At 53.7% G+C, this 26,978-nt stretch carries 23 protein-coding genes and 3 rRNA genes; 17 read left to right on the top strand and 9 right to left on the bottom strand.

The window, feature by feature from the left end; translation table 11 throughout:
- Positions 1 to 197 precede the first annotated feature (197 nt).
- The 4 genes from ACK3CJ_RS21590 to ACK3CJ_RS21575 all read left to right on the top strand — a co-directional run bounded on the left by ACK3CJ_RS21590 (position 198) and on the right by ACK3CJ_RS21575 (position 5,698).
- Positions 198 to 1,750: ribosomal RNA gene (locus ACK3CJ_RS21590) — 16S ribosomal RNA — on the top strand.
- 253 nt (positions 1,751 to 2,003) lie between these two features.
- Positions 2,004 to 4,897 (top strand): 23S ribosomal RNA (locus tag ACK3CJ_RS21585).
- Between the two features lie 156 nt (positions 4,898 to 5,053).
- Positions 5,054 to 5,169: ribosomal RNA gene (rrf, locus tag ACK3CJ_RS21580) — 5S ribosomal RNA — on the top strand.
- The 16S, 23S and 5S rRNA genes sit together here, the layout of an rRNA operon.
- A gap of 88 nt (positions 5,170 to 5,257) precedes the next feature.
- Complete coding sequence (locus ACK3CJ_RS21575) at positions 5,258 to 5,698, top strand: DTW domain-containing protein (RefSeq protein ID WP_409524257.1); 441 nt, start codon at positions 5,258 to 5,260, stop codon at positions 5,696 to 5,698.
- A 291-nt stretch (positions 5,699 to 5,989) separates the two neighbouring features.
- Here the strand turns inward: ACK3CJ_RS21575 and secB are convergent, their stop codons facing one another.
- From secB to ACK3CJ_RS21560, 3 genes are read right to left on the bottom strand one after another with little or no spacing between them, the layout of a single operon-like run.
- Complete coding sequence (gene secB, locus ACK3CJ_RS21570; protein ID WP_409524256.1) at positions 5,990 to 6,454, bottom strand: protein-export chaperone SecB; 465 nt, start codon at positions 6,452 to 6,454, stop codon at positions 5,990 to 5,992.
- A 22-nt stretch (positions 6,455 to 6,476) separates the two neighbouring features.
- Positions 6,477 to 6,737 (bottom strand): glutaredoxin 3, encoded by a 261-nt coding sequence (gene grxC, locus ACK3CJ_RS21565; protein WP_409524255.1) that lies wholly within the window; start codon positions 6,735 to 6,737, stop codon positions 6,477 to 6,479.
- A 2-nt stretch (positions 6,738 to 6,739) separates the two neighbouring features.
- Positions 6,740 to 7,156 carry a rhodanese-like domain-containing protein gene (locus tag ACK3CJ_RS21560; RefSeq protein WP_409524254.1) on the bottom strand — a complete coding sequence of 139 codons (417 nt, stop codon included), beginning with the start codon at positions 7,154 to 7,156 and terminating at the stop codon, positions 6,740 to 6,742.
- Positions 7,157 to 7,315: 159 nt separating this feature from the next.
- On the opposite strand from ACK3CJ_RS21560, the gene gpmI reads away from it, so the two are divergent.
- Genes gpmI through ACK3CJ_RS21540 form a run of 4 tightly spaced genes read left to right on the top strand, consistent with a single transcriptional unit; the run spans position 7,316 to position 12,170 of the window.
- Positions 7,316 to 8,866: a 2,3-bisphosphoglycerate-independent phosphoglycerate mutase gene (gene gpmI, locus ACK3CJ_RS21555; RefSeq protein ID WP_409524253.1), complete on the top strand. Its 1,551-nt coding sequence runs from the start codon at positions 7,316 to 7,318 to the stop codon at positions 8,864 to 8,866.
- A gap of 15 nt (positions 8,867 to 8,881) precedes the next feature.
- Positions 8,882 to 10,018 (top strand): murein hydrolase activator EnvC family protein, encoded by a 1,137-nt coding sequence (locus ACK3CJ_RS21550; protein ID WP_409524252.1) that lies wholly within the window; start codon positions 8,882 to 8,884, stop codon positions 10,016 to 10,018.
- Between the two features lie 20 nt (positions 10,019 to 10,038).
- Entirely contained in the window at positions 10,039 to 11,337 is a 1,299-nt protein-coding gene (locus tag ACK3CJ_RS21545; RefSeq protein ID WP_409524251.1) for a S41 family peptidase, read from the top strand.
- Positions 11,338 to 11,339: 2 nt separating this feature from the next.
- Entirely contained in the window at positions 11,340 to 12,170 is an 831-nt protein-coding gene (locus ACK3CJ_RS21540) for a divergent polysaccharide deacetylase family protein (protein ID WP_409524250.1), read from the top strand.
- A gap of 19 nt (positions 12,171 to 12,189) precedes the next feature.
- On the opposite strand, the gene slmA is transcribed toward ACK3CJ_RS21540, so the two are convergent.
- Genes slmA through coaBC form a run of 5 tightly spaced genes read right to left on the bottom strand, consistent with a single transcriptional unit; the run spans position 12,190 to position 16,878 of the window.
- On the bottom strand, positions 12,190 to 12,801 hold the full coding sequence (gene slmA, locus ACK3CJ_RS21535; RefSeq protein ID WP_409524249.1) for a nucleoid occlusion factor SlmA: 612 nt from the start codon (positions 12,799 to 12,801) through the stop codon (positions 12,190 to 12,192).
- A 38-nt stretch (positions 12,802 to 12,839) separates the two neighbouring features.
- On the bottom strand, positions 12,840 to 13,748 hold the full coding sequence (argB, locus tag ACK3CJ_RS21530) for an acetylglutamate kinase (RefSeq protein ID WP_409524248.1): 909 nt from the start codon (positions 13,746 to 13,748) through the stop codon (positions 12,840 to 12,842).
- Positions 13,749 to 13,773: 25 nt separating this feature from the next.
- Positions 13,774 to 15,162 (bottom strand): phosphomannomutase/phosphoglucomutase, encoded by a 1,389-nt coding sequence (locus ACK3CJ_RS21525; RefSeq protein ID WP_409524247.1) that lies wholly within the window; start codon positions 15,160 to 15,162, stop codon positions 13,774 to 13,776.
- A gap of 40 nt (positions 15,163 to 15,202) precedes the next feature.
- The gene (gene dut, locus ACK3CJ_RS21520; protein ID WP_409524246.1) at positions 15,203 to 15,661 is read right to left on the bottom strand and encodes a dUTP diphosphatase; all 459 of its coding nucleotides are present in this window, start codon (positions 15,659 to 15,661) and stop codon (positions 15,203 to 15,205) included.
- Positions 15,662 to 15,663: 2 nt separating this feature from the next.
- Positions 15,664 to 16,878, bottom strand: coding sequence for a bifunctional phosphopantothenoylcysteine decarboxylase/phosphopantothenate--cysteine ligase CoaBC (gene coaBC, locus ACK3CJ_RS21515; protein WP_409524245.1), 1,215 nt, complete (start codon positions 16,876 to 16,878; stop codon positions 15,664 to 15,666).
- 97 nt (positions 16,879 to 16,975) lie between these two features.
- Here coaBC and radC point away from each other — a divergent pair, with 97 nt between their 5' ends.
- The 9 genes from radC (at position 16,976) to ppk1 (ending at position 26,059) form a co-directional block, all read left to right on the top strand.
- Complete coding sequence (radC, locus tag ACK3CJ_RS21510) at positions 16,976 to 17,650, top strand: RadC family protein (protein ID WP_409524244.1); 675 nt, start codon at positions 16,976 to 16,978, stop codon at positions 17,648 to 17,650.
- A gap of 191 nt (positions 17,651 to 17,841) precedes the next feature.
- Positions 17,842 to 18,078, top strand: a complete 237-nt coding sequence (gene rpmB, locus ACK3CJ_RS21505; RefSeq protein ID WP_409524243.1) for a 50S ribosomal protein L28 — start codon at positions 17,842 to 17,844, stop codon at positions 18,076 to 18,078.
- A gap of 11 nt (positions 18,079 to 18,089) precedes the next feature.
- A complete protein-coding gene (gene rpmG / locus ACK3CJ_RS21500) occupies positions 18,090 to 18,260 on the top strand; it encodes a 50S ribosomal protein L33 (protein ID WP_409524242.1) in 171 nt (56 codons plus the stop codon).
- 179 nt (positions 18,261 to 18,439) lie between these two features.
- Positions 18,440 to 19,312 (top strand): DMT family transporter, encoded by an 873-nt coding sequence (locus ACK3CJ_RS21495; RefSeq protein WP_409524241.1) that lies wholly within the window; start codon positions 18,440 to 18,442, stop codon positions 19,310 to 19,312.
- Between the two features lie 21 nt (positions 19,313 to 19,333).
- Positions 19,334 to 20,146 (top strand): bifunctional DNA-formamidopyrimidine glycosylase/DNA-(apurinic or apyrimidinic site) lyase, encoded by an 813-nt coding sequence (gene mutM / locus ACK3CJ_RS21490; protein WP_409524240.1) that lies wholly within the window; start codon positions 19,334 to 19,336, stop codon positions 20,144 to 20,146.
- Between the two features lie 27 nt (positions 20,147 to 20,173).
- Entirely contained in the window at positions 20,174 to 21,094 is a 921-nt protein-coding gene (locus ACK3CJ_RS21485) for an alpha/beta hydrolase (RefSeq protein ID WP_409524239.1), read from the top strand.
- A 105-nt stretch (positions 21,095 to 21,199) separates the two neighbouring features.
- Positions 21,200 to 22,210 (top strand): MJ1255/VC2487 family glycosyltransferase, encoded by a 1,011-nt coding sequence (locus ACK3CJ_RS21480; protein WP_409524238.1) that lies wholly within the window; start codon positions 21,200 to 21,202, stop codon positions 22,208 to 22,210.
- Positions 22,211 to 22,836: 626 nt separating this feature from the next.
- The gene (gene hemB, locus ACK3CJ_RS21475) at positions 22,837 to 23,847 is read left to right on the top strand and encodes a porphobilinogen synthase (RefSeq protein WP_409524237.1); all 1,011 of its coding nucleotides are present in this window, start codon (positions 22,837 to 22,839) and stop codon (positions 23,845 to 23,847) included.
- Positions 23,848 to 23,875: 28 nt separating this feature from the next.
- Positions 23,876 to 26,059 carry a polyphosphate kinase 1 gene (gene ppk1, locus ACK3CJ_RS21470; protein ID WP_409524236.1) on the top strand — a complete coding sequence of 728 codons (2,184 nt, stop codon included), beginning with the start codon at positions 23,876 to 23,878 and terminating at the stop codon, positions 26,057 to 26,059.
- Positions 26,060 to 26,100: 41 nt separating this feature from the next.
- Here ppk1 and ACK3CJ_RS21465 read toward each other — a convergent pair whose 3' ends face one another.
- Positions 26,101 to 26,940, bottom strand: coding sequence for an SDR family oxidoreductase (locus ACK3CJ_RS21465; protein WP_409524235.1), 840 nt, complete (start codon positions 26,938 to 26,940; stop codon positions 26,101 to 26,103).
- Positions 26,941 to 26,978 lie beyond the last annotated feature (38 nt).

Genomic DNA, 26,978 nt, shown 5'->3' with positions numbered 1-26,978 from the left:
ACCTCGCTTGAGACAATAAACACCGCTACGGCGGGTGCTCAAGCCGCTCTTTAACAAGTTGATCAGGTAATACAAGTGGGCGCTTGTCGAGGTTAAGCACACAAGCTTAATCAGACAAGTAACCTAAATTCATTTAGTGTTGTTTTTGTCTGAGCATGCATTAAGTATCGGCAGCTTGCTGTTGATACGCTGATTTAAAACTGAAGAGTTTGATCATGGCTCAGATTGAACGCTGGCGGCAGGCCTAACACATGCAAGTCGAGCGGTAGAGAGTAGCTTGCTATTCTTGAGAGCGGCGGACGGGTGAGTAACGCGTAGGAATCTACCTGGTAGAGGGGGATAGCCCGGGGAAACTCGGATTAATACCGCATACGCCCTTAGGGGGAAAGGAGGGGATCTTTCGAGACCTTTCGCTATCAGATGAGCCTGCGTAGGATTAGCTAGTTGGTGTGGTAAAGGCGCACCAAGGCGACGATCCTTAGCTGGTCTGAGAGGATGATCAGCCACACTGGGACTGAGACACGGCCCAGACTCCTACGGGAGGCAGCAGTGGGGAATATTGGACAATGGGGGCAACCCTGATCCAGCCATGCCGCGTGTGTGAAGAAGGCCTTCGGGTTGTAAAGCACTTTCAGTGGTGAGGAAGGCTGTACGGTTAATACCCGTACAGATTGACGTTAGCCACAGAAGAAGCACCGGCTAACTCCGTGCCAGCAGCCGCGGTAATACGGAGGGTGCAAGCGTTAATCGGAATTACTGGGCGTAAAGCGCGCGTAGGTGGTTCAGTCAGTCAGATGTGAAAGCCCCGGGCTCAACCTGGGAATTGCACCTGATACTGCTGAGCTAGAGTACGGTAGAGGGTAGTGGAATTTCCTGTGTAGCGGTGAAATGCGTAGATATAGGAAGGAACACCAGTGGCGAAGGCGACTACCTGGACTGATACTGACACTGAGGTGCGAAAGCGTGGGGAGCAAACAGGATTAGATACCCTGGTAGTCCACGCTGTAAACGATGTCAACTAGCCGTTGGGACACTTGATGTCTTAGTGGCGCAGCTAACGCGATAAGTTGACCGCCTGGGGAGTACGGTCGCAAGATTAAAACTCAAATGAATTGACGGGGGCCCGCACAAGCGGTGGAGCATGTGGTTTAATTCGACGCAACGCGAAGAACCTTACCTACTCTTGACATCCAGAGAACTCGCTAGAGATAGCTTGGTGCCTTCGGGAGCTCTGAGACAGGTGCTGCATGGCTGTCGTCAGCTCGTGTTGTGAAATGTTGGGTTAAGTCCCGTAACGAGCGCAACCCTTGTCCTTATTTGCCAGCACGTAAAGGTGGGAACTCTAAGGAGACTGCCGGTGACAAACCGGAGGAAGGTGGGGACGACGTCAAGTCATCATGGCCCTTACGAGTAGGGCTACACACGTGCTACAATGGCCGGTACAGAGGGCTGCAACCCTGCGAAGGTGAGCGAATCTCAGAAAACCGGTCGTAGTCCGGATCGCAGTCTGCAACTCGACTGCGTGAAGTCGGAATCGCTAGTAATCGCGAATCAGCATGTCGCGGTGAATACGTTCCCGGGCCTTGTACACACCGCCCGTCACACCATGGGAGTGGGTTGCACCAGAAGTAGCTAGTCTAACCCTGACTTTTCGGAGAAAGGGGGGACGGTTACCACGGTGTGATTCATGACTGGGGTGAAGTCGTAACAAGGTAGCCCTAGGGGAACCTGGGGCTGGATCACCTCCTTAAACGATAGCGAGACCTTGGCAAGCGTTCACTTGTATTACCTGATCGGAAAGTAGAGTTCTAAACCGTGTATTCACACGCGCAGTTTGATGCGTGCTGAGTCCAGGGTTTAAAGCTCATGCTTTAAACGCTCTTTAACAATCTGGATCTGAAGAAAGTAACAAACTTGATTGCGTTTTGTCGACGCAATACAAGCGCCAATTGGCGAATCAATCGTAATAAGCATTCAATTGAACAGACGCCTTCGGGTTATATGGTCAAGTGAATAAGCGTGCACGGTGGATGCCTTGGCAGTCAGAGGCGATGAAGGACGTGGTAGCCTGCGAAAAGCTTCGGGGAGCTGGCAAACAAGCTTTGATCCGAAGATGTCCGAATGGGGAAACCCACCTGATTTATCAGGTATCTCTTAACTGAATACATAGGTTTTGAGAGGCGAACCCGGGGAACTGAAACATCTAAGTACCCGGAGGAAAAGAAATCAACCGAGATTCCCTAAGTAGTGGCGAGCGAACGGGGAACAGCCCTTAAGCTGAATTCGGGTTAGTGGAAGACACTGGAAAGTGTCGCCGTAGAGGGTGATAGCCCCGTACACGAAAACCTGTTTATAGTGAAAACGAGTAGGGCGGGACACGTGATATCCTGTCTGAACATGGGGGGACCATCCTCCAAGGCTAAATACTCCTGACTGACCGATAGTGAACCAGTACCGTGAGGGAAAGGCGAAAAGAACCCCTGTGAGGGGAGTGAAATAGACCCTGAAACCGTGTACGTACAAGCAGTGGGAGCGGACTTAGTTCCGTGACTGCGTACCTTTTGTATAATGGGTCAGCGACTTACTTTCAGTGGCAAGCTTAACCGAGTAGGGGAGGCGTAGGGAAACCGAGTCTTAATAGGGCGAATGAGTCGCTGGGAGTAGACCCGAAACCGGGCGATCTATCCATGGGCAGGTTGAAGGTTGAGTAACATCAACTGGAGGACCGAACCGACTACCGTTGAAAAGTTAGCGGATGACCTGTGGATCGGAGTGAAAGGCTAATCAAGCTCGGAGATAGCTGGTTCTCCTCGAAAGCTATTTAGGTAGCGCCTCATGTCTCACCTTGGGGGGTAGAGCACTGTTTCGGCTAGGGGGTCATCCCGACTTACCAACCCGATGCAAACTCCGAATACCCAAGAGTGCAATCATGGGAGACACACGGCGGGTGCTAACGTCCGTCGTGAAAAGGGAAACAACCCAGACCGCCAGCTAAGGTCCCAAAATTCTGGTTAAGTGGGAAACGATGTGGGAAGGCTCAGACAGCTAGGATGTTGGCTTAGAAGCAGCCATCATTTAAAGAAAGCGTAATAGCTCACTAGTCGAGTCGGCCTGCGCGGAAGATTTAACGGGGCTCAAACCAGATACCGAAGCTGCGGATGCTTAGATTTATCTAGGCATGGTAGAGGAGCGTTGTGTAAGCCGTTGAAGCGGAAGCCGGGAGGCACCGTGGAGGTATCACAAGTGCGAATGCTGACATAAGTAACGACAAGGGGCGTGAAAAACGCCCCCGCCGGAAGACCAAGGTTTCCTATCCAATGTTAATCAGGGTAGGGTGAGTCGGCTCCTAAGACGAGGCTGAAGAGCGTAGTCGATGGGAAACAGGTTAATATTCCTGTACCGGCTATTACTGCGATGGGGGGACGGAGAAGGCTAGGCCAGCGCGGCGATGGTAGTCCGCGTTTAAGGGTGTAGGCTGAGAGAGCAGGCAAATCCGCTCTCTTAAGGCTGAGACCTGATGACGAGACTCTTTAGAGTCGAAGTGGTTGATGCCCAGCTTCCAGGAAAAGCCTCTAAGCTTCAGGTAATAGACGACCGTACCCCAAACCGACACAGGTGGTCAGGTTGAGAATACCCAGGCGCTTGAGAGAACTCGGGTGAAGGAACTAGGCAAAATGGTACCGTAACTTCGGGAGAAGGTACGCCGCTTTTGGTGAAGGACTTGCTCCGTAAGCTGAAGGCGGTCGAAGATACCAGGTGGCTGCGACTGTTTATTAAAAACACAGCACTCTGCAAACTCGAAAGAGGACGTATAGGGTGTGACGCCTGCCCGGTGCTTGAAGGTTAATTGATGGGGTTAGCGCAAGCGAAGCTCTTGATCGAAGCCCAAGTAAACGGCGGCCGTAACTATAACGGTCCTAAGGTAGCGAAATTCCTTGTCGGGTAAGTTCCGACCTGCACGAATGGCGTAACGATGGCCACACTGTCTCCACCCGAGACTCAGTGAAATTGAACTCGCTGTGAAGATGCAGCGTACCCGCGGCTAGACGGAAAGACCCCGTGAACCTTTACTATAGCTTCACAGTGGACTTTGACATTACTTGTGTAGGATAGCTGGGAGGCTTAGAAGCGTGGACGCCAGTTCATGTGGAGCCAATCTTGAAATACCAGCCTGGTACTGTTGAGGTTCTAACTCAGGTCCTTTATCGGGATCGAGGACATTGTGTGGTGGGTAGTTTGACTGGGGCGGTCTCCTCCCAAAGAGTAACGGAGGAGCACGAAGGTACCCTCAGGCTGGTCGGAAATCAGCCAATGAGCGCAAGAGTAGAAGGGTGCTTGACTGCGAGACAGACACGTCGAGCAGGTGCGAAAGCAGGTTCTAGTGATCCGGTGGTTCTGTATGGAAGGGCCATCGCTCAACGGATAAAAGGTACTCCGGGGATAACAGGCTGATACCGCCCAAGAGTTCACATCGACGGCGGTGTTTGGCACCTCGATGTCGGCTCATCACATCCTGGGGCTGAAGCCGGTCCCAAGGGTATGGCTGTTCGCCATTTAAAGTGGTACGCGAGCTGGGTTTAGAACGTCGTGAGACAGTTCGGTCCCTATCTGCCGTGGGCGTTTGAGATTTGAGAAGAGTTGCTCCTAGTACGAGAGGACCGGAGTGAACGAACCTCTGGTGTTCCGGTTGTCACGCCAGTGGCATTGCCGGGTAGCTACGTTCGGACAGGATAACCGCTGAAAGCATCTAAGCGGGAAGCCCCCTTCAAGATGAGATCTCACTGGACCTTTAAGGTCCCTGAAGAGCCGTCCGAGACCAGGACGTTGATAGGCAGGGTGTGTAAGCGTTGTAAGGCGTTGAGCTAACCTGTACTAATGGCTCGTGAGGCTTGACCATATAACGCCGAAGGCGTTTGGTTGAATGCTGAAAGATTGATTGTAAAGACAGCTGATTGAGCTTGTGTTGTAGACATGTCGTAAGTAACAGTTGCGACAGGTAATAACCAAAAGACGCATCAAGTACAGACTTCAGATCCCGGTTGTTCCAGTTTTGTCTGGCGACCATAGAGACGTGGCACCACCTGATCCCATACCGAACTCAGAAGTGAAACGCGTCATCGCCGATGGTAGTGTGGGGTCTCCCCATGCGAGAGTAGGTCATCGCCAGGCACTTAATACCGCAGCCCCCGGTCTCTTCGAGATCGGGGGTTTTTGCGTTTTATAATCAGCTTTTGAGCTTGCTGCAGGTCTAGCCGCTATGTATTTAATCGATTCACCGCGTAAACCTTTTATTGCCAGAGGCTCTAAAACCCAACGCTGTGAGCGTTGTCGACTGCGTGTGGATCTGTGTATCTGTGCCGAATGCCAGCCGATCGCATCACGTGCTACTTTCTGGTTGCTGACACATCATAATGAGTTCTATAAGCCCAGTAATACAGGACGCCTGATACTTAGTTCGGTTGCTGGTTCAGCATCATCAGAGTGGTCACGGCAGGTGCCTGGATCAGCTTTTCAGGCGCTTCTGGATGATTCGAGTCTGGCCCCCTGTATTGTGTTCCCTGGCGGCGCAGACTATCAACATCGTATGATAAGTAATCCTCTACCCAGTGATGGGCGCAGGCCAGTATTTATTATTCTGGATGGCACCTGGCGTCAGGCAAGGCGGATGTTCAGACACAGTCGATCTACCTGTTATTGAACCTGAAGCAAGCTTCGAGAGCAGCTATAAGCTCAGGCAGGCGATTGAACCAGGCCAGCTATGTACGGCAGAGGTTGCAGTGGCTTTGTTGCAGCAGATTGGCGATCAGAAGGTTGCAAAGCATCTGGCAGGAGTGTTTGAGCTGTTTAATATCCGGGGGCATATTTCCCGACGCAGTAAAATGCCGGAAGGGATGGCGCTATAGAGGAGAAGGATGAATCAAGCCGCACAGCGTCTGCATTCATCAGATGCTGTACGGTCTTGTATCGCTGAAGAAGAGCTACTGAGTGATCAGTGTGCTGCTTCTGTAGGCTGTGCTTCTGCCTGCTGACGCTGCTTCTGCTGTGCATACAGGGCATCGAAGTTGACCGGTGCCAGCATGAGAGGAGGGAAGCTTGCGCGGGTAATGAAGTTATCAACAGCTTCGCGAGCATATGGGAACAGAATGTTCGGGCAAAACGCACCCAGAGTGTGTTCCAGATCATCCTGGCTCAGACCACTGATCATGAAGATACCTGCCTGGTGAATTTCGACCAGCAGTGATGGAACCTCTTCATTGTTAACAGTGGCAGTGACTGTCAGAACCACTTCATAGTGAGTTTCGTCCAGTGCCAGTGTCTTGGTGTTCAGGTCCAGCTTTACTTCAGGCTTCCAGGCTTTGGTGAATACCTGCGGGCCAGCGGGAGTTTCCAGAGAGGCATCTTTCAGGTAAACACGCTGCATGGCGAACTGTGGTTTGTTTTCATTCTCGGACATGAGTAATTCCTTTGCTTGATTGTCAGTCGTGCTCGGCGAGCAGCGGGTCGAGCTTGCCTTGATATTCAAGTGCAAACAGGTCATCACAGCCACCAACATGGTGACTGTTGATAAAAATCTGAGGGACGCTTCTGCGTCCACTGCGCTCCATCATCTCCTTGCGAAGCTCAGGAGAGCTGTTGATGTCCAGCTCGGTATAAGAGGCTTTTTTCTGATCCAGCAGGCTTTTTGCACGGACACAGAAGGGACACCAGCGTGTTGTGTAGAGTGTAATTTCAGCCATAATTACTTTTTAACCACAGGCATGTTCTGAGCTTTCCACTCCGTAATACCACCGGACAGGCGCATCACATTGGTGAATCCAGCCGTCTTCAGCTTCTTGCCGGCACTGCCTGCTGTCTGGCCGAGATTACAGACGATGATGATGGGCTTCTCTTTGAGCTTATCCAACTCAGACAGGCGTCTGTCCATATCCGCAAAGGGGATATGTTTGGCACCGGTTATATGCCCGGTATCCCACTCTTTTTTGGTGCGGATATCGACGACCACAGCTGATTCTTTATTGATCATCCGGGTTGCCTCAGCGGGAGTGACAGACTTGCCGGCTTTCCTCTGCTCTGTCCACAGAAGGACAGCCAGGGTGGCAAACCAGGCGAGTACGAGATAGTAGTGTGTTATCGCAAATTCGATCAGTCTTTCCATTATGAGTTCCGCTTGGCAATCTGACTTTTCAACAGGCGCATAAGTATACAATGTACGGGCCTGCGGTATAAGTGCCAGGTGGTAACCGTTAGCTATAATCCGGTGATGTCAGTAAAATAAACAACATAATTAAATTATAAACAGCAATATGGCAGATAAATGAAAACAGCAAGAGCAACCAAGGCACTGTTGATCCTGGATGGCTATGGCATCGAGTCCACAGCCTCTTCCGCGATTGAAGCAGCCCAGACGCCAGTCTGGGATAGTTTATTGGCAAATAACCCCAACTCACGGATTGCCACCTCCGGTTTGGCTGTCGGCCTGCCTGAGGGTCAGATGGGTAATTCAGAGGTCGGACACATGAACATCGGTGCCGGCAGAGTGGTTTATCAGAACTTCACACGCATATCGAAATCGATCAATGACGGCGACTTTTTCGAAAATCCAGCTCTGACAGGAGCCATGGACAAGGCACAGGAGAGCAAGGGCGCCGTGCACATCTTCGGGCTGCTATCTCCCGGCGGTGTCCACAGCCATGAAGAGCACCTCTTTGCGCTGGTTGAGATGGCGGTTAAGCGCGGTCACACAAAGGTGTTCCTGCACGCGATTCTGGATGGTCGGGATATGCCTCCACGCTCCGCAGAGCCGTCAATCGCAGCAGCAGAAGCCGTGTTTAAACGCCTTGGCACAGGCGCTGTCGCTACGATTGTCGGGCGCTATTTTGCTATGGACCGGGATAATCGCTGGGATCGTGTTACCAAGGCCTATGATGCGATGACGCTGGGTGAAGCGCCTTTCCGTGCACAGTCACCGCAGCAGGCGCTTGCCGAGGCCTATGCACGTGATGAGAATGATGAGTTTGTTCAGGCAACCGTGATTACCGATATGGCTGGTCACCCGAAGGGTGTGATACAGGATGGTGATGCCATTATCTGCGCCAATTTCCGTCCTGATCGTTCGCGCGAAATAACACGTGCGTTTGTAGAGGGTGGTGAGTTTGATGGCTTCGAACGTCGTGCCAGACCCGCACTGGCAGACTTCGTGATGCTGACCGAGTATGCCGCCAGTATCAAGGCATCCTGTGCCTTCCCGCCCACACCACTGAAGAATGATCTGGGTGAGTTTCTGTCTGCTCAGGGCAGGACACAGCTGCGCATCTCTGAAACCGAGAAATACGCGCACGTCACCTTCTTTTTCAATGGCGGACAGGAGGCGGTCTATCCAGGTGAACAGCGCATTCTGGTGCCCTCACCCCAGGTGGCCACCTACGATCTGCAGCCTGAAATGAGCGCACCAGAGGTAACAGACAAGCTGGTCGAGGCGATTTTGAGTCGTGACTATGATCTGATTGTGTGTAACTTTGCCAATGGTGACATGGTTGGGCATACCGGCAAGTTTGATGCTGCCGTGAAAGCCGTGGAGTGTATTGATAAGTGTCTTGAGCGTGTGCTGGCAGCGATGGCCGAAGTGGACGGAGAAACACTCATCACTGCCGATCACGGTAATGTCGAGTTGATGCTGGATCCGGTTACCGGACAGCCGCATACGGCACACACCAACTGGCCGGTTGCGTTGATCTATGATGGGCCGAAAAAGAGCAGTATCACGCTCAGGGATGGTTCCCTCTGTGATCTCGCACCGACACTGCTCGATCTGATGGACCTGACGCCTCCAGCCGAGATGACGGGGCATTCGTTAGTTGAACATTGAGCGAGTCTGTCACGCGTGAAGTTATTTGCAGCGATATCTCTGCTTGTCTTACTGGTGATGCAGCCCGTTCTGGCTGCTGATCCTGAGGCTACTGCCGCTCAGATTCAGCAACTGAAAAAGGACATAACCCGCCTGCAGGCATCAATTGGTCAGCAAACGGGTCAGCAGCGTAAAGAGGAAGAGGCTCTGCGTGATGCTGAACGCGAAGTGGGGCGGGTCACGGCAGAGGTCCGAGCAATGGATACAGAGCTTGCGACCCTGGAGCAACGTCTGAGCGGTTTGCAGCAGCAAAGAGGCGAGCTGGAGTCCCTGCTCGATCAACGGCGTGAGTTGATCGCTGATCTTTTACGGGATCAGTATCGTCAGGGACGGCAGCCACGTCTACAACTCCTGTTGATGCAGCAGGACCCGGAGCAGCTGGATAGAGTCCTGCGCTATTATGATCATGTGAACAGTGCGCTGGTACAGCAGCTTCAGGACTATCAGGAGCAACTGCGCATGTTGGAGAAAACTCGCCAGGAGATCACTGCAGCTGAACAGGACCGGATCAATCGGCGAGAGTCACTGCAAGCGCGAGAGGTTGCGTTAAATCAGGCCAGAGTTCAGCGCAGCACCGCACTGAAGGAGCTGCAGGCCGCATTGGCTCAGAATCAGCAGCAGCTTGTCACGCTGCAGAGTGATCAGGAGCGTCTGGAACAGGTGCTGGCTGAGATTCAGCGCAACCTTGAGCGTTCGCGCCTGATGAACACAGACAACCAGACATTTACCGAGCGCAAGGGAAAACTTTCCTGGCCGCTGCAGGGCAGAGTGCTCCGCAGTTATGGTAGTGTACGTAATGAGTTGAGTTACGAAGGGGTGCTGATTTCAGCCGCCGATAATACTGAAGTCAGATCGGTGCATCATGGTCGAGTCGTGTTTGCCGACTGGCTCAGAGGGTACGGGTTGTTACTGATCCTTGATCACGGCGGCGGCTACATGAGTCTCTATGGACATAATCAGAGCCTGTTTCGTGAGCCTGGCGATTGGGTAGGCGGTGGAGAAGCCGTTGCTGTGGCCGGAAATAGTGGTGGCCATGAGGAACCTGCGCTGTATTTTGCGATCCGTAATAATGGAAAGTCTGTTAATCCGGGCCAGTGGCTGGAGAGCCGCTAGCATAACCAAGGACCATTGATATGAAACTGCAGCCTGTTTTGAACACCTGGCGACAGGTCATGACCGTGTTGTTGCTTGTCATGCTTGTACCAGTTCCAGCGGTGTCTGAGGAACGGACACTCCCGCTGGATGAGTTGCGCCTGTTTGCCGAGGTGTTTGAGCGGATCAAATCAGCATATGTCGAGCCGGTTGAAGACCGCAAGCTGTTGGAGGATGCAATCAAGGGGATGGTGTCGGGCCTTGACCCTCATTCAGCGTATCTTGACCCCAAGGCATATGAGAGTCTGCAGGTTAATACCAGTGGTCAGTTCGGTGGGCTGGGTCTTGAGGTGGGCACAGATGAGGGCTTCATCCGCGTCATCGCGCCTATTGATGATACGCCGGCACAGCGCGCCGGTATCAAAGCCGGGGATCGCATCATTAAAATAGACGATACCTCTGTTCAGGGGCTCGGCTTGAGCCTGGCGGTTGAGTTGATGCGTGGCGAGGTAGGTACTGATGTTGTGCTGACGCTTATGCGACAAGGCATCGAAATGCCCTTTGACGTGACGTTGACACGTGACATTATCAGGGTAGTGAGTGTTCGCTCTCGTATTATCGAAGAAGGTTATGGCCTGATTCGTATCAGTCAGTTTCAGAATAATACTGCAGCACAGCTTCGTCGGGCTTTGACAGAGTTGAATCGCGAGAGACCGTTACAGGGGTTGATTCTGGATCTGCGCAACAACCCGGGCGGTGTGCTGCAATCGGCGGTTGAAGTGACTGACGCTTTTATCAGTGAAGGGCTGATTGTTTATACCGAAGGGCGCATTCCTAATTCAGAGCTGCGTTTCAATGCCCGACCTGAAACGGCAGGCGGAGAAGTCCCGTTGGTCGTGTTGATTAATGGTGGTTCGGCCTCAGCTTCTGAGATAGTGGCGGGAGCCTTGCAGGATCACCGTCGTGCAGTGATCATGGGCACTGACAGCTTCGGTAAGGGCTCCGTTCAGACCATATTGCCGATCAGTAATGATCGTGCTGTGAAGCTCACGACTGCCCGCTATTTCACCCCTCTGGGCCGCTCTATACAGGCGGAAGGGGTGCAGCCAGACCTGGTTGTGGAAGAGGGGCAGTTGACCGCTTCGGATACCGGCACGCAGACCAAGGAGCGTGATCTCAGTGGCCACCTTGAGCGCAGCGGTGATGAGGAGAGGAGCAACAAGCAGCGTGATGACGTATCTTTATTGGCACAGACGGACTTCCAGATGTATGAAGCGCTGAATCTGTTGAAGGCGCTGAATATAGTGGCAGGGCCCAAACCTGTGATCAGTACAGAATAACGATGTCAGGACGCTTCGCAGCTCTATGCCTTTTGCTCCTTCTACCGGGCGCTGTCGCTTGGTCGGAGGAGCTCTCTCCCCGCTTTGTGCTGATAATAGACGATATCGGCGATAATCTTGAGCTGGGCATGGCTGCAGTCAACCTTCCTGGTCCGCTTACCTATGCGGTGTTACCTCATTCTCCTTTTGGTAAGCGTCTGGCTGAACTGGCCAATGAGCAGGGAAAAGCGGTCATGCTGCATGCACCGATGGCCAATACTCAGGATTTTCCTCTTGGCCCCGGGGGCCTTTATCTGACGCAGTCACGGGATGAGCTGAAGGATACGCTTAGATCCGGCCTGGATAGTGTTCCCCATGCGCGCGGTATGAATAATCATATGGGGAGCTTGATGACACAAAATCGACGGCCCATGACCTGGGTGATGGAAGTTGTTCAGGAGCGGGATCTGTTCTTTGTCGATAGCAAGACAACCGCTTTGTCTGTTGCCGGGCGAGTCGCAGATGAACATCAGGTACCTTTTCTGATAAGGGATGTCTTTCTGGATCACGAAGTAACTGAAGCCTTTATCCACCAGCAGTTTGAGCTGGCCATTCAGGTTGCACAAGAGCAAGGCAGTGTCGTGGTGATCGGCCACCCCTATCGGGAAACCGTCGATTATCTGAGATCCAACCTGTCGCGACTGGATGAGCTGGGTATTCAGCAACTCACGGTAGCGGCGATGTTGCATCAGGAAAAGGTGTTTGAACAGTTAAGTGTTCTGGAAGAGCTGGCAGCCTTGCCTTGCCGGTCAGCACCCGAAACAGGATGCGCGAACCGGCAGGCGAAGCCTTAGAGGAGCTGACAGAAGCTTGTCAGGCCGCCTGTTGGCGCCTGAACAGGCCTTCGGCGAGGCGTGGCCACTGCTCCGGCCAGTTCTCAGTTGGACGACGCTTGAACTCGCTACGCACAAACTGATGAATTCGCCCCTCTGCTGTTGCCAGCAGCAGGTTGGCGCAGGAGCTTACCGGGATCTGTGTGCGCAGCCCTTCGCGCAACTCCGCTTCACGCATGATCTGCTTCAGTTGCGTTTCCAGACGCTCAAACAACTGGTTCACTCTGATACGCAGCCGCTCTGTTTCACCGGCCAGCGCATCTCCGGTCAGAATGCGGGCCATGCCCGGGTTCTTTTCCACAAATGCGAGCAGTAGCGTCAGTATCTGCTCGCACTGACGAACCCCGCTGGCATCCGAACCGATGATCAGGTTGATGCGAGAGAACAGAGTATCCTCGATAAAGCCGATCAACCCTTCAAACATGCGCGCCTTGCTCGGGAAATGTCGGTAAAGTGCTGCTTCCGATACACCGACTTCACGCGCCAGCCCGGCGGTTGTAATGCGCTGGCCCGGATTGCATTCCAGCATCTGAGCCAGCGCCTGGAGTATCTGCTCGCGTCGAGAGATTTTTTCCTGCTGTTTTTCAGTCATTGTTCTTCTCTTTTTTATAATCGTCCCGCGTGATGCGTTTACAGCTGGTTCTGATCGTTAGTGATCAGTGTGCCGACACCCTCATCGGTGAAGATCTCCAGCATGCAGGCGTGAGCAACACGGCCATCTATGATGTGCACTGTGTTCACACCGGCATTGACAGCGCTCAGTGCACAGCCGATCTTCGGCAGCATGCCGCCATGGATAGTGCCATCTTCGATCAATGCATCAACCTGTGCCGTGCTCAGTCCGGTCAGAACCTTGCCATCTTTGTCCATCAGACCAGCGATATTGGTCAGCAGGATCAGCTTCTCTGCCTTCAGTACCTCGGCCATCTTGCCAGCCACAAGGTCGGCATTGATGTTATAGGCATGACCGTCCTTACCCACACCGATCGGTGCGATCACCGGGATGAAGTCAGAGTTGGTCAGCATGTTCAGGACATCGACATTGACTGATTCCACCTCACCGACATGGCCGATATCGATGATCTCTGGGGCCTCCATTTCGGGAGTCTTGTGTTTGACCTTTAGCTTGCGGGCACGCAGCAGTTCGCCATCCTTGCCGGTCAGGCCGATCGCCTTGCCACCTGCACTGTTGATCAGGCCCACGATCTCCTTGTTGACCATGCCGCCGAGCACCATCTCAACCACATCCATGGTCTTGGTGTCTGTGACCCGCATGCCGTTGACGAAGTGGGATTCGATATTGAGCTGCTCCAGCAGCTTACCGATCTGTGGGCCACCGCCATGCACGACGATAGGGTTGATGCCGATCAATTTCATCATCACGATATCGCGGGCGAAGCTGGCCTTGAGCTTCTCATCCGTCATCGCATTGCCGCCGTATTTGATGACGATGGTTTTTCCGACGAAGCGCTGAATATAAGGAATAGCCTCACTCAGCACCATGGTGGTGGTAATGGCCTGTTGACGTGTCAGTGGCATGATTGCTCCTCGGGTTGAATCTCTGCTAATCCAATGGAATATCGAGCGTGGCATCTATCTGATGCAGGCAGCTCTGGAACTGTCGGCGAATGCGGTTCAGGGCTTCGCTGCTTTCCGCTTCAAAGCGCAATACCAGTACTGGCGTGGTGTTGGATGCTCTGACCAATCCCCAGCCATCCGGATAATCGACTCTGACGCCATCGATATGGCTGACATTGCCGTCAGGGAAGGCGACCTGCTGCAGCTCGTTTATCAGCATGAACTTGTTGTCATCCCGCACCGTGATATTGAGCTCCGGTGTGCTGATATCTTCTGGATAGCGGCGGAACAGCGTATCGGCACACTCGCTTTCGCGGGCCAGAATCTCCAGCAGACGTGCAGCACTGTAGAGGCCATCGTCGAAGCCGTACCAGCGCTCCTTGAAGAATATATGCCCACTCATCTCGCCAGCCAGCAGCGCACCGCTCTCTTTCATCTTGCGTTTGATCAATGAGTGTCCGGTTTTCCACATAGTGGCCTTGCCGCCCGCCTGGACGATCACTTGTGGCAGCAGGCGTGAGCATTTGACATCAAAGAGGATCTCGGCACCCGGATTGCGGGACAGCACATCTTCGGCAAACATCATCATCACCCGATCAGGATAGACGACATGTCCCTTGTTGGTAACCACGCCGACACGGTCGCCATCGCCATCGAAGGCCAGGCCGATATCGGCACCATGCTCGGCAACAGCGGCGATCACGTCCTGCAGATTCTTCAGCTTACCCGGGTCCGGGTGGTGGTTGGGGAAGGTGCCATCAACATCACAGAACAGTGGAATGATTTCGCAGCCCAGCCGAGTCAGCAGTTCCGGTGCCAGTTCACCGGGAATACCGTTGCCGCAGTCCACAACGACCTTCAGGGGGCGTGTCAGGGTGATGTCTGAGCAGATCCGCTGCAGGTAGTCCTCTGAAACAGATTGCTCTGAGGTGGTACCGTTGCCTTCTGTGTAGTTCTGTTGCTCAATCCTGTGGCGCAGTGCCTGAATCTCATCGCCTGAAAGGGTCTGGCCACCCAGCATCATCTTGAAGCCATTGTAATCAGCTGGGTTATGGCTGCCGGTGATCATGATGCCTGTCATATCAGCATGCTGATGTGCAGCGTAATAGAGCACCGGTGTCGGTACATAGCCGATATCGATCACATCACAGCCACCTGCCTGCAAACCGGTGGTCAGTATGCGCTTCAGGCCCGGGCCAGAGAGGCGACCATCTGCGGCAACCAATACGGTGTTGATGTTCTGCGCCTGTGCCTCAGCAGCAAAAGCGCGCCCGAGATGCCATACCAGAGCGTCGCTCAGATCCACTCCGACAATGCCACGAATATCGTAGGCGCGAAAGACATCACGGTTGAAGTCGTGCAGTGTACTGGTCAAATCCATGTTCCTTTGTCACTGTAATTAGAGTGGAGTGATATCAATGACGGCCCGAAGAGCCAAAGCCGCCGGCACCACGGTCGCTGTCGCTGAACTCATCAACGATCTCAAAATCTGCCTGCACCACCGGGACCAGCACTAACTGCGCGATACGCTCTCCCGGCTCCATCGTGAAGTTGGTATGGCCGCGGTTCCAGCAGGATACAAACAGTTGTCCCTGATAATCGGAGTCGATCAGCCCAACCAGGTTGCCGAGTACGATGCCATGCTTATGGCCAAGGCCTGAGCGAGGCAGAATCATCGCACACAGAGCGGGGTCTTCTATATGGATAGCCATACCGGTCGGTATCAGCTCGGTCTGACCCGGTTCCAGAATCAGTGTCTTGTCCAGGCAGGCGCGCAGGTCCAGACCTGCCGAGCCGGGTGTGGCGTAGCTGGGCAGCGGGAACTGGTCGCCAATGCGTGAGTCGAGAATTTTTACCTGGAGCTGCTGTTTCATATTCAAACCTTATCCTGAGCGGTGTTCATGGTGGATGCGATCTTCTCGATCAGTTGCCGAGCCAGTTGCTGCTTGCTACTCTGCGGCAGTGTTTCCTGGGTATCGGTCGTGACAAGAGTGACGAGATTTTCATCGCTGTTAAAGCCGATCCCTGGCTGTGATACATCGTTGGCGATGATCATATTGAGTTGCTTGCGGGTCAGTTTACTACGTGCGTAGTTGAGCAGATCACGCGTTTCTGCGGCAAAGCCGACCGTAAAGGGTGGTGCGGGCTGTGCTGCAATGGTGGCAATAATGTCCGGATTCTTGACCAGCCGCAGCTCCATGATCTCTTCATTGCCCTTCTTGATCTTATGTTCGGCGACGGCGACGGGTTTGTAGTCTGCGACGGCGGCTGCGCCGATAAACAGATCGCACGTCTCTATGTCAGCCAGTGAGGCGGCCAGCATCTGCTCGGCGGTTTCCACCTTGACCAGCTCTACCCGCGGCGGGACGCTGATATTCACAGGACCGCTGATCAGTTTGACGCGCGCACCGGCATCTACGGCAGCCTGGGCCAAGGCAAAGCCCATCTTGCCGGAGCTGTGGTTAGAGATGAAGCGCACCGGATCGATCGGTTCACGGGTGGGGCCTGCTGTGATGAAAACGGTTTTGCCGCTGAGACTGTGGCTTTCAAACTGCTCGGCAACTAACTGCGCCAATTGCTCAGGCTCCAGCATCCGACCCGGTCCGGTATCGCCACAGGCCTGTTCGCCTTCTGCTGGACCAAACAGCTTGATACCACGCTGTACAACGGTTGCGAGATTTGTCTGGGTGGCAATATCTCTCCACATCGCCTGATTCATGGCTGGTGCCAGACAGATGGGGGCATCAGTGGCCAGGCACAGCGTTGTCAGCAGGTCGTTGCCCATGCCAGCAGTCATGCGAGCGATAAAATCAGCGCTGGCCGGTGCAATCAGCACCAGGTCGGCCCACTTTGCCAGCTCTATATGGCCCATGCCAGCTTCTGCTGCGGGATCAAGCAGTTCCAGATGCACCGGATGACCCGACAGGGCCTGCAGTGTCAGTGGGGTGATGAACTCGGCGGCTGCCGGTGTCATGACCACGCGCACGTCAGCACTGGCCTTTTTCAGCAGGCGCGTCAGTTCGGCACTTTTATAGGCGGCAATGCCACCGGTAATGCCCAGCAGTATCTGGCGGTTGGTAAGTCTATGCATACCCTGAGAGTCCAGTTATTCCTTGTTTTTGCAGAAGGCGCTAAGATACCACCTGAGCAATGTTTTGCCCAGATTGAGCAATCACAAGGAGGTGATTATGGCCATCACAGACTGGCCGGCTGCAGAGCGGCCAAGAGAAAAGCTATTGGCGCAGGGTGCGGCGGCGTTATCGGATGCGGAACTGTTGGCGATCTTTCTGCGCACAGGGGTCAAGGGTAAGAGTGCGGTCGATCTGGCACGTGAACTGCTGCATCATTTCGGTGGGTTGAGGCGCCTGCTGGAGTGCTCTGAGCCGGAGTTTTGTCAGGCACATGGACTGGGCAGTGCCAAGTATGTGCAGTTGCAGGCGGTGTTGGAGATGGCACGCAGGCATCTCGAGGCGAGTCTGAGTCGAGGTTCGGCACTGGACAGCCCACAGACCGTCAAGCGCTATCTGACGGCACAGCTTCGACATGAGCCGCGGGAGGTGTTCTCCTGTCTGCTGCTGGATAACCACCATCGTGTGATCCATTACGAGGCTCTGTTTCAGGGCACGATCAATGCGGCATCCGTCTACCCGCGGGAGGTGGTCAAGCTGGCACTGGCGCATAATGCTGCTGCGATGATCCTCGCGCACAACCATCCCTCAGGTATTGCCGAGCCCTCGATGGCTGATCGTCAGATCACCGACCGCCTCAAAAGCGCCCTTGAACTGGTCGATATCCGCGTGCTGGATCATATGGTGGTCGGCGACAGCGAGGTGATTTCGTTTGCTGAACGGGGCTGGATCTGAGGAGGTGGATAAAAAATCAACAATCAGCTGGCTTAATGGCGATAGTTCGGATAGTATATGCGCCCTCCTATCCCTTAATGGTACGGGATTCTGTTCGGATCATTGAACGCTCCGCCTGAGAGAGCATTGGTATTCGCTCTCAATAAACATCGGATAGGGTAAACGTAACTAACAATTTCAGGGTTAATGCAATGTCTCGAGTTTGCATGGTAACGGGCAAAGGCCCGATGACCGGGAACAATGTTTCCCACTCCAACCGTAAAACGCGTCGTCGTTTTCTGCCGAACCTGCACTGGCACCGTTTCTGGGTAGAGAATGAAAACCGTTTTATCCGTCTGCGTGTTTCTTCAAAAGGCATGCGTATCATTGATAAGAAAGGCATTGAAGTTGTTCTGAACGAACTGCGTGCCCGTGGCGAGAAGGTTTGAGGAGCTAGACGATGGCTAAGAAAGGCGCTCGTGAAAAGATTCGACTGGTTTCCTCTGCAGGAACAGGTCACTTTTACACTACCGACAAGAACAAGCGTAACACTCCGGACAAGTTCGAATTCAAGAAATACGATCCTGTTGTCCGTCAGCACGTGATCTACAAGGAAGCCAAGATCAAGTAATATTGATCTCAGCTGACAAGACTGGCAACTGCTCCTGCGTTGCCAGCATACTGCACATCTCTGTGCATAAAAAAGCCCGGACTCAGTGCCGGGTTTTTTTCGTTTTGTGCTCTGCAATCTGCTACTGTCAGGATGCGTTTTAGTTGTGACTTTGTCATTCCCATGTGGAGCTGAATAAGATGGTGCGACTGATCCCTTTTGTGTTTGTGCTGCTCTGGAGTACCGGCTTTATCGGCGCCAGATATGCGTTGCCGTGGATTGAGCCTTTCAACCTTCTGTTTATCCGCATGCTGATGACCCTGGCGGTTTTTCTGCTGCTGATTGTTATTTTCCGGGCAAGTTGGCCCTCGCGGCGCAATGCCGGGCACCAGATGGTAGTTGGGTTGCTGGTGCATGCTGCTTATCTCGGGGGCGTCTTTGCGGCGATCCGTTGGCAGCTGCCAGCCGGGGTGACGGCCTTGATTGTGGGTCTGCAACCGCTGCTGACCGCAGTGATGTCCTGGTATTGGCTGCATCAGCGCCTGCACTGGCAGCAATGGCTGGGACTGGTGGCCGGTCTGGCCGGTGTCTGTATAGTCCTGCTCAGCGGGCTGCAGGGGCAGCAGTTTGAGGTGAAGTTTGTTGCCTTGATTGCTGTGCTGCTGGCGCTATTGGGTATATCGGTCGGTACCCTGTATCAGAAACGCTTCGGTGCGGGTGTGGATCTGTTGACCGGTTCTTTCTTTCAGTACCTGTCGACCGTGATCAGCATGGGCATTCTCACCTGGTTGTTTGAGACGGGCGAGATCGTCTGGCATCCTGAACTGATCGGTGCACTGCTGTGGTTGGTGTTCGGCCTGTCGGTGGGAGCGATTCTGCTGCTGATGCTGATGATTCGCCGTGGCGAAGTCTCGCGAGTGGCCAGCTACTTCTACCTGGTACCCCCGCTGACGGTGCTGGAGGCCTGGTGGCTGTTTGATGAGCAGTTGTCATGGCTGGCACTGTTGGGTATTGCGGTGACCGTAGTCGGTGTATATAAGGTACTGCGCGCGCCTGCCGTTGCCAAATCCTGATGTCGGGGAAGAGAGAAAGTCATGCCTGAGTTACCTGAAGTTGAAACGACCTGCCGAGGGATCGAGCCTCATGTTACAGGGCGTCATGTCAGTCGACTGGTGGTGCGCCAGCCGCGGCTGCGCTGGCCGGTTCCTGCAGAGTTGACGGAGCTGCTGCCTCAGAGAAGGGTTCTGCAGGTGTCACGCCGTGGCAAGTACCTGTTGATCGGTTTTGATCAGGGGGATCTGCTGGTGCATCTGGGGATGTCGGGCAGTCTGCGGATATTGCCGCAGGGGGCGCCGGCAGGTAAGCATGACCATGTTGATCTGGAGCTGGATAATGGCCAGTTGTTGCGCCTCACGGATCCGCGTCGCTTTGGTTCTGTGCTATGGCAGCCCAGAGGCACGGAGCATCCGTTGCTGGCCAGGCTGGGGCCTGAGCCACTTGGTGATATGTTTGATGCCGAATACCTGTATGCTTGTTGTAAGGGACGACGCTGCGCGATCAAACAGTTGATCATGGATAGCCACGTTGTAGTGGGTGTCGGCAATATCTACGCCAGCGAGGCGCTGTTTGCCGCAGGAATAGATCCCAGAAGAGCTGCGGGGCGTATATCAGCTGAGAGGCTGGCGCGTCTGGTGATCGAGATCAAGCGTATACTCGGTTATGCGATCCAGCGTGGCGGTACAACACTGCGTGATTTTGTCGGAGGCGATGGCAAGCCCGGTTATTTTCAGCAGGAATTATACGTCTATGGCAGAGCAGGTGAGCCCTGTAAAACCTGCGCAGCACCTCTGAAAGAGATCAAACTCGGGCAGAGAAGCAGTGTATTTTGTAGTTATTGTCAGAAGTAGCGCTTTGGCACCAAGCGAGTAATTGTTATGAATAGTGCATTTGGCTGGATCAATACCAGTACCGACGAAGTGAAAGAGAGTAACGAACAGCGCGAGCGTCTGCGCGATAAGCTGGCCTTGCATCAGTGGCTGGCCCGGCGCGAGGTGTTTCAGGTCGGTGATGGTGCTGTGCATTGTGAGCTTTACGAACATGCACCGGATTCGCCGATTCTGCTGTTTTTACCCGGACTGGGCACCTATTGTGAGCTCTATGCCGAGCTGCTGGGGCGTGTATCCGAAGCAGGCTTCAATGTTGTGGGCGTTGATATGCGTGGCCATGGCTACTCGAAAGGGGAGCGGGGCGACTATCGTGTCGAGCAGGTTGTCGAAGACCTGCAGCAGGTGCTTGATTATCTTCAGCAGCGCTTCTCGGGTCCTGTCGGGGTTTATGGTTACTCGATAGGTGGTTTGCTGGCGGCGGCCCTGGCCGAGCGTGATGAAAGAGTGAAGTCGGTACTTTGCGGAACGCTGCTACTGACCGAAGAGGCGCCCGATTTTCTGCATCAGTTAGGTTGGAGCTGGACCTGGGGGAGCGCGATGCTGTTCCCTTCCTGGAAGCTGCCGCTGAAGTCAGTACTGGATTATGATCGATTGCTGGCGTCTCATCCTGCCAGGGAGGAGATTAAAAACGATCCGAGACTGATCTACGACTATCCTCTGGGAACCCTTGCCAGTCTGTTCACTTATCGTAGTGGTGTGATGCAGCAAGCCTATGATTTCAAAGCAGCAATTATTCATGGGACTCGCGATGATGTGCTTTCGATCGCCTATTCGCAGCGTATCATCAAAGCGATGAAGCATCCTTTCACCCTGCTTCCTGTTGAGGATGGTGGTCACATGTTGCCCTGGGATGACCCTGTGCTTCTGGCCGGGATGACGGCTGAGTGGTTCAGAAAGACGCTGGTCTGAATCGAGCTGAGCAGGATCTGTGTCATCAAGACGTCATTGCGATGTCACTGTAGTGTCATCCTGCGCTCTTCATAATCTTCTGATCTATCCGGATCAGGAGACAGTATGCGAATCCTCTATGCGGTACAGGGTACGGGCAACGGGCACATCACACGGGCTCGCGTGATGGCGCCCGCTTTGCAGCAAGCTGGTATACAGGCAGATTATCTGTTCAGTGGGAGAGATCCTGATGCCTACTTTGATATGGAGTGTTTTGGCCAGTATCAGACGCGTACCGGCCTGACTCTGGCCACTCATGGCAGCAAAGTGTCAAAGTGGCAGACTCTGAGGAAGAGTCGAGTCGGTGAGTTTTACCGTGATGTGCGTAATCTGGACCTGAGCGCTTATGAGCTGGTACTGACCGACTTCGAGCCAGTTGCGGCTTGGGCGGCTTGGCGACAGAAGCGACGTTGTATAGGGCTGGCGCATCAATACGCCTTGTGTTTTCCTTTACCCGGCACTGAAAAAGCACCCTTGCTCAAGCAGGCCGTTTCTCTCTTTGCGCCGACAGATATCCGGCTGGGCATACACTGGCAGGCATTTGATGCTCCGATTCTGCCTCCGCTGATACTGCCTCAAACCTATCCCCTGCATCATGATGCGTCAACGATACTGGTCTACCTTCCGTTTGAGGACGGTGCAGAGGTCCGGCACTGGTTGCTGCAGTTTCCCGAATATCAGTTCAGAATTTACCTGAAAACCGAAACGCCAGGTTGTGAAGGGAATCTCACCTTTTTACCCTTGTCGCGTGAAGGGTTTCAGCAGGATCTTGCACGTTGCGGTGGTGTGATCTGTAATGCGGGGTTCGGGCTGTGCAGTGAGGCGATGCAAAGTGGCAAGAAGCTGTTAGTGAAACCGCTGAAGGGCCAGGTAGAGCAGTATTCGAATGCGGTGATCCTTGAGCAGATGCAGCGTGCGAGTATTCTTCAGGATTTCGATAAAACGTTGATGAGAACCTGGTTGAGCCGGGCTGGCGCTGATGAGATGAGACTTCCGGATGTTGCCGGAAGAGTTGCGCGCTGGCTTAAAGAGGGTGCTGTTGAGTCGCCACAGGAGCTGGCGAATCAGCTCTGGTAAAGCGGCTAAGATAAAAGCAGGTGTGACAGAAGTGGTTGGACAGAAATAGCTGTGACAAAAACAGGTGTGGCGGTTGGCTGAATAAGCAGAATTAAAAGTGTTCAGGCCTGAAAAGGCAAAAGGGGTGTATTATCCATAATACACCCCTTTCATTTGGCGATCCTATCCTTGCGCTCCAAAGCCATAAGGCTTCTGCCATCCAAGCATCCATGGCCGCATGCTCTGCCGTCCTTTAGTATCGTCCGTGAACAGGAGATCCATGTGACCTATTATGGACTATGAGAAAAATCTTGATATAGGAGTTTTTCCTAATTATACATTCCGTTTTAAATGTATAATTAAGTATTATATTTCAACATGTTATGATTGTCGTGCAACCAGCTTAAATGATATGAATCAGATGACTACCCATCGATAATATAGGTGGGTCTGACTGTTATAAGTGGTATTCATAACTGATCCCCGCTTTATGACCTCAGAGGCTGACCTGCATCATCTGTCAACGCCCCGTGATTGGAGTAGAATAGTGTTAAATATCATGAGGCGGCGCACTGGTGCCATCAGTCAGCGTCATACATCTGTCATCTTTGTGTCGTCCAATTAAGCTCTTGAATAGGAACTGTGCCGTGGGATTTACAAACAGCCAGCGTTTTTTTCCGGAAACCCGTATGCGCCGGATGCGAGCGGATGATTTCAGCCGTCGACTGATGCGCGAAAACATCCTGACACCGGATGATCTGATCTATCCGATGTTTGTTATTGAAGGTAAGGGGCAGCGTGAAGCCGTGTCTTCGATGCCCGGAATAGAGCGCATGTCGATTGATCTGCTGGTGGAGGAAGCCAGGCTGCTGGTGAGTCTGGGTATTCCGGCGATGGCGCTTTTTCCGGTTGTCGCAGCCGGTGCCAAATCCGAGTTTGCCGAAGCGGCCTATGACCCCGATGGTCTGGCGCAGCGTGCAATCAAAGCGGTTAAGGATGCCTGTCCGGAGCTGGGTGTGATCACCGATATTGCGCTGGACCCTTACACCACACATGGTCAGGATGGCATTATTGATGATAAAGGCTATGTGCTGAATGATCGTACTGTCGAAACTCTGATGCAGCAGGCGTTGTCACACGCCGAAGCAGGGGCAGATGTGGTGGCGCCGAGCGATATGATGGATGGCCGTATCGGGGCGATTCGTGAAACTCTGGAAGCCGAGGGGTTCGTCAATACCCGCATCATGGCCTATTCTGCCAAGTATGCCAGTGCCTATTATGGCCCCTTCCGTGATGCGGTGGGGTCAGCGGCGAATCTGGGCAAGAGCAACAAGTTCAGCTACCAGATGGACCCGGCCAACTCGGATGAGGCGTTGCATGAGGTGGCGCTGGATCTGGCCGAGGGCGCCGATATGGTGATGGTCAAACCGGGCATGCCCTATCTGGATGTCGTGCGTCGCGTTAAAACCGAGCTGAAGGTGCCGACTTTCGTGTATCAGGTCAGTGGCGAATATGCGATGCATATGGCGGCATTTCAGAATGGCTGGCTGGATGAACGCAGTGTGATGCTGGAATCGCTGCTGGCGTTTAAACGGGCAGGAGCCGATGGCATCCTGACCTATTTTGCTGTCAGAGCCGTAAAAGCCCTGCAGCAGTAGACAATTTTGTAAACAGGAACCCATGTCGATGAGTGAAGAAGCGCTGTTGCTGAACGAGCAGGTTGAGGAGCAGGTGACGGCCGAGGCGGCTGCTGCTCTGCTGGAGAGCCGGGAGATTCTGCCGACCATAGACCCGATAGAGGAGGTGCCGGTTGATCTGAAGGCTTCGGAGCTCTATATCAACCGTGAACTCAGCCATCTTCAGTTCAACGTGCGAGTCCTCGAGCAGGCACTGGATGAGAGTTATCCACTGCTGGAGCGACTGATGTTCCTGTTGATCTTTTCCAGCAATCTGGATGAGTTTTTTGAGATACGTGTTGCTGAGCAGATGCGTCAGCTCAAGTATGGGCGCGAGGATGTCGGTCCGGATGCACTGCATCCGCAGAAGGTGCTGGAGAAGATTCGCGAAATCAGCGAAATCAATGTTGAGCGCCAGTACAAGATCCTGAATGAGATCATGTTTCCGGCACTCGAGGCGCAGGGGATCCATTTCAAGCGCCGTGGCCTGTGGAATGATACTCAACGTGTCTGGATCAAGAACTTCTTCGAGGAGAAGGTGCTACCGGTGATCAGCCCGATCGGTCTGGATCCTTCACACCCTTTTCCGCGTCTGGTCAACAAGAGCCTTAACTTCATTGTGCAGTTGGAGGGTAAGGATGCCTTCGGTCGTGAGACAGGGCTGGCCATCATTCCTGCCCCACGCTCTCTGCCTCGTCTGATTCGTCTGCCGGATGAGTTGTGTGAGGGAGGAGAGAATCTGATCTTCCTGTCGTCTATCATCCATGAGTTCGCGGCCGAGCTCTTCCCGGGCATGAAGGTGCGTGGCTGCTATCAGTTCCGTATCACACGAAATGCCGATCTGAGCTTTGATCTTGAAGAGATCGAAGATCTGGCGCATACCCTCAGAGGTGAGCTGCATTCACGGAAGTTCGGGGATGCGGTCAGGTTGGAGGTGGATAACCGCTCGCCTCAGGATCTGATCACCTTTTTGCAGGAAGAGTTTCGCCTCGCCGACAGTAACGTTTACCGCGTGGACGGACCGGTTAACCTGACCCGCCTCAGTGCATTGAGTGAGTTGGTCGATCGCCCCGCACTGCACTGGCGACCTTTCACCCCTGGTATGCCCGGTAAACTGAGGACAGATAAGGATATTTTCACTATTCTGCGCAAAGGCGATATTCTGCTGCATCATCCTTTCCAATCATTTTCTCCGGTGCTGGATCTACTGCGTCAGGCGGCCAAGGACCCTGATGTGATCGCGATCAAGCAGACGCTCTATCGTACAGGGGTCAAGTCCGACATCGTCAACTCGTTGGTGGATGCTGCCCGTAACGGCAAGGAGGTGACGGTTGTCATAGAACTGCGTGCGCGCTTCGATGAAGAGAGTAACCTCAACCTGGCGAGTCGTTTGCAGGAGGCTGGTTGTCTGGTGGTTTATGGTGTGGTCGGTTACAAGACCCATGCCAAGATGGTATTGATCGTGCGTCGCGAGGGAAGCAACCTGGTGCGCTACTGCCATCTGGGTACCGGCAACTATCACTCCGGTACGGCGCGTCTGTACACAGATTACAGCTATCTGACCGCTGATGCCGATGTCGGCGAAGATGTACACAAGGTGTTCCAGCAACTGACTGGCATGGGCAAGATTCAGAAACTGAAGAAGCTGTATAACGCCCCCTTCACACTGCATGCCCGTATGCTGGAGCTGATCTACAACGAGATACGCCAGTATCAGGCTGGGCAGAATGGACATATCATCATCAAGGTGAATGGCTTGACCGAGCCGAAGCTGATCCGCGCGCTTTATGAGGCATCCCAGGCCGGTGTACAGGTCGATCTGATTATCCGTGGCATGTGCCGACTGCGTCCGGGACTCGAAGGCATTTCCGAAAATATTCGGGTGCACTCGATAGTCGGGCGTTTTCTTGAGCATACCCGCGTGTACTACTTTGCCAACAGTGGTGATCCGCTGGTGTACTGCAGCAGTGCCGACTGGATGGAGCGTAACATGCTGCACCGTGTTGAAACCGGCTTCCAGTTGACCGGCAAGAACGCAGAGCGCATCAAGAACGAACTGGATTATTACCTGCAGGATAATACCCAGAGCTGGGAGCTGCATTCAGATGGCAGCTATGCGCTGCAGAAGCCGGCAGAGGGTGAAGAACGCTTCTGTGCACAGCAAAAACTGCTGGAAGAGTTTGCTGTGCTCTGATCCCGAGAGGCTTCACGCCTGGTTTCAGCGCCCAGTCCTGTTTATCTGATCGCTGAAACCTGATCGTCGAAACCAGTCCGATAATCGGGATGGATAAAGCAGTAACCGGTAGCCTTGAGCTTCTGGTTACTGCAGCGTTTGCTGCCACCACGACGAATGATCCGGTGCTCGGTGATCTCGCTGCCAGTCTGCTCTGCCAGCCACTGCATCACCTCGGACAGGGGCACCGGCAGGTCGTCACTTGCCAGATAGCAGTCGGCCAGTTGCTCGCCAGCCATGTGTAGCTTGATCAGGTGGGCTAACACGCCAGCGCAGTCATCACGATGAATCCGATTGCTGAAATGTACCGGTTGATCCGGCGCAGCGATTCCGGCAATTACCTGATTAATCAGGTGGTTACGGCCCGGTCCGTAGATGCCTGAAAAGCGCACTATGCTGCACGGAATGCCGCATTCAAGCGCGAGCCTCTCCCCCTCCAACAGAGCCTTGCCGCTGAAGCCTTCTGGCTCGGTGGGGCTATCCTCATCGACCCATTCGCCATTCGCCTGATGATAAACACCACTGCTGCTGGCCAGGAAAAGATGTCTGGGTGATGCCGGAAGCGCTGCCAGCAAGTGCTTCAGATTCTCGATATAGGCTTGCCGGTATCCCTCCTCGGTGTGATCCGTGGCACTGGCCAGCCAGACCAGATATTCACACTCCGGCAGTGCGCTCAGCGTGGCGGGGTCACTCATATCCGCGGCAATTCCCTTTATGCCTGCAGGCAGCTGGTTTATATTACGGCGAATGCCATGGACGCTGGCGCCCTCAGCGATTAACTGAAGGCCGAGTGCCGATCCGACATCTCCGCATCCTGCAATCAGAATGCTGGTCTGGTTCATATGGGTCTCCTTGCGGTATAAGTCGTTATCTTAACAGA

This window comes from Nitrincola salilacus (assembly GCF_046271865.1).
Classification (GTDB): domain Bacteria; phylum Pseudomonadota; class Gammaproteobacteria; order Pseudomonadales; family Balneatricaceae; genus Nitrincola; species Nitrincola salilacus.
This window is presented reverse-complemented; position numbering and strand designations above follow the sequence as displayed.

Bases quoted from the DNA above. Each gene is read 5' to 3' on its own strand.
- ppk1 (WP_409524236.1), top strand. From the start codon at position 23,876: ATGAGTGAAGAAGCGCTGTTGCTGAACGAGCAGGTTGAGGAGCAGGTG.
- secB (WP_409524256.1), bottom strand. From the start codon at position 6,454: ATGTCCGAGAATGAAAACAAACCACAGTTCGCCATGCAGCGTGTTTAC.
- grxC (WP_409524255.1), bottom strand. From the start codon at position 6,737: ATGGCTGAAATTACACTCTACACAACACGCTGGTGTCCCTTCTGTGTC.
- ACK3CJ_RS21480 (WP_409524238.1), top strand. From the start codon at position 21,200: ATGCGAATCCTCTATGCGGTACAGGGTACGGGCAACGGGCACATCACA.
- ACK3CJ_RS21545 (WP_409524251.1), top strand. From the start codon at position 10,039: ATGAAACTGCAGCCTGTTTTGAACACCTGGCGACAGGTCATGACCGTG.
- ACK3CJ_RS21465 (WP_409524235.1), bottom strand. From the start codon at position 26,940: ATGAACCAGACCAGCATTCTGATTGCAGGATGCGGAGATGTCGGATCG.
- ACK3CJ_RS21540 (WP_409524250.1), top strand. From the start codon at position 11,340: ATGTCAGGACGCTTCGCAGCTCTATGCCTTTTGCTCCTTCTACCGGGC.
- gpmI (WP_409524253.1), top strand. From the start codon at position 7,316: ATGAAAACAGCAAGAGCAACCAAGGCACTGTTGATCCTGGATGGCTAT.
- mutM (WP_409524240.1), top strand. From the start codon at position 19,334: ATGCCTGAGTTACCTGAAGTTGAAACGACCTGCCGAGGGATCGAGCCT.
- rpmB (WP_409524243.1), top strand. From the start codon at position 17,842: ATGTCTCGAGTTTGCATGGTAACGGGCAAAGGCCCGATGACCGGGAAC.
- ACK3CJ_RS21495 (WP_409524241.1), top strand. From the start codon at position 18,440: ATGGTGCGACTGATCCCTTTTGTGTTTGTGCTGCTCTGGAGTACCGGC.
- slmA (WP_409524249.1), bottom strand. From the start codon at position 12,801: ATGACTGAAAAACAGCAGGAAAAAATCTCTCGACGCGAGCAGATACTC.
- ACK3CJ_RS21575 (WP_409524257.1), top strand. From the start codon at position 5,258: ATGTATTTAATCGATTCACCGCGTAAACCTTTTATTGCCAGAGGCTCT.
- ACK3CJ_RS21560 (WP_409524254.1), bottom strand. From the start codon at position 7,156: ATGGAAAGACTGATCGAATTTGCGATAACACACTACTATCTCGTACTC.
- radC (WP_409524244.1), top strand. From the start codon at position 16,976: ATGGCCATCACAGACTGGCCGGCTGCAGAGCGGCCAAGAGAAAAGCTA.
- dut (WP_409524246.1), bottom strand. From the start codon at position 15,661: ATGAAACAGCAGCTCCAGGTAAAAATTCTCGACTCACGCATTGGCGAC.
- rpmG (WP_409524242.1), top strand. From the start codon at position 18,090: ATGGCTAAGAAAGGCGCTCGTGAAAAGATTCGACTGGTTTCCTCTGCA.
- coaBC (WP_409524245.1), bottom strand. From the start codon at position 16,878: ATGCATAGACTTACCAACCGCCAGATACTGCTGGGCATTACCGGTGGC.
- argB (WP_409524248.1), bottom strand. From the start codon at position 13,748: ATGCCACTGACACGTCAACAGGCCATTACCACCACCATGGTGCTGAGT.
- ACK3CJ_RS21485 (WP_409524239.1), top strand. From the start codon at position 20,174: ATGAATAGTGCATTTGGCTGGATCAATACCAGTACCGACGAAGTGAAA.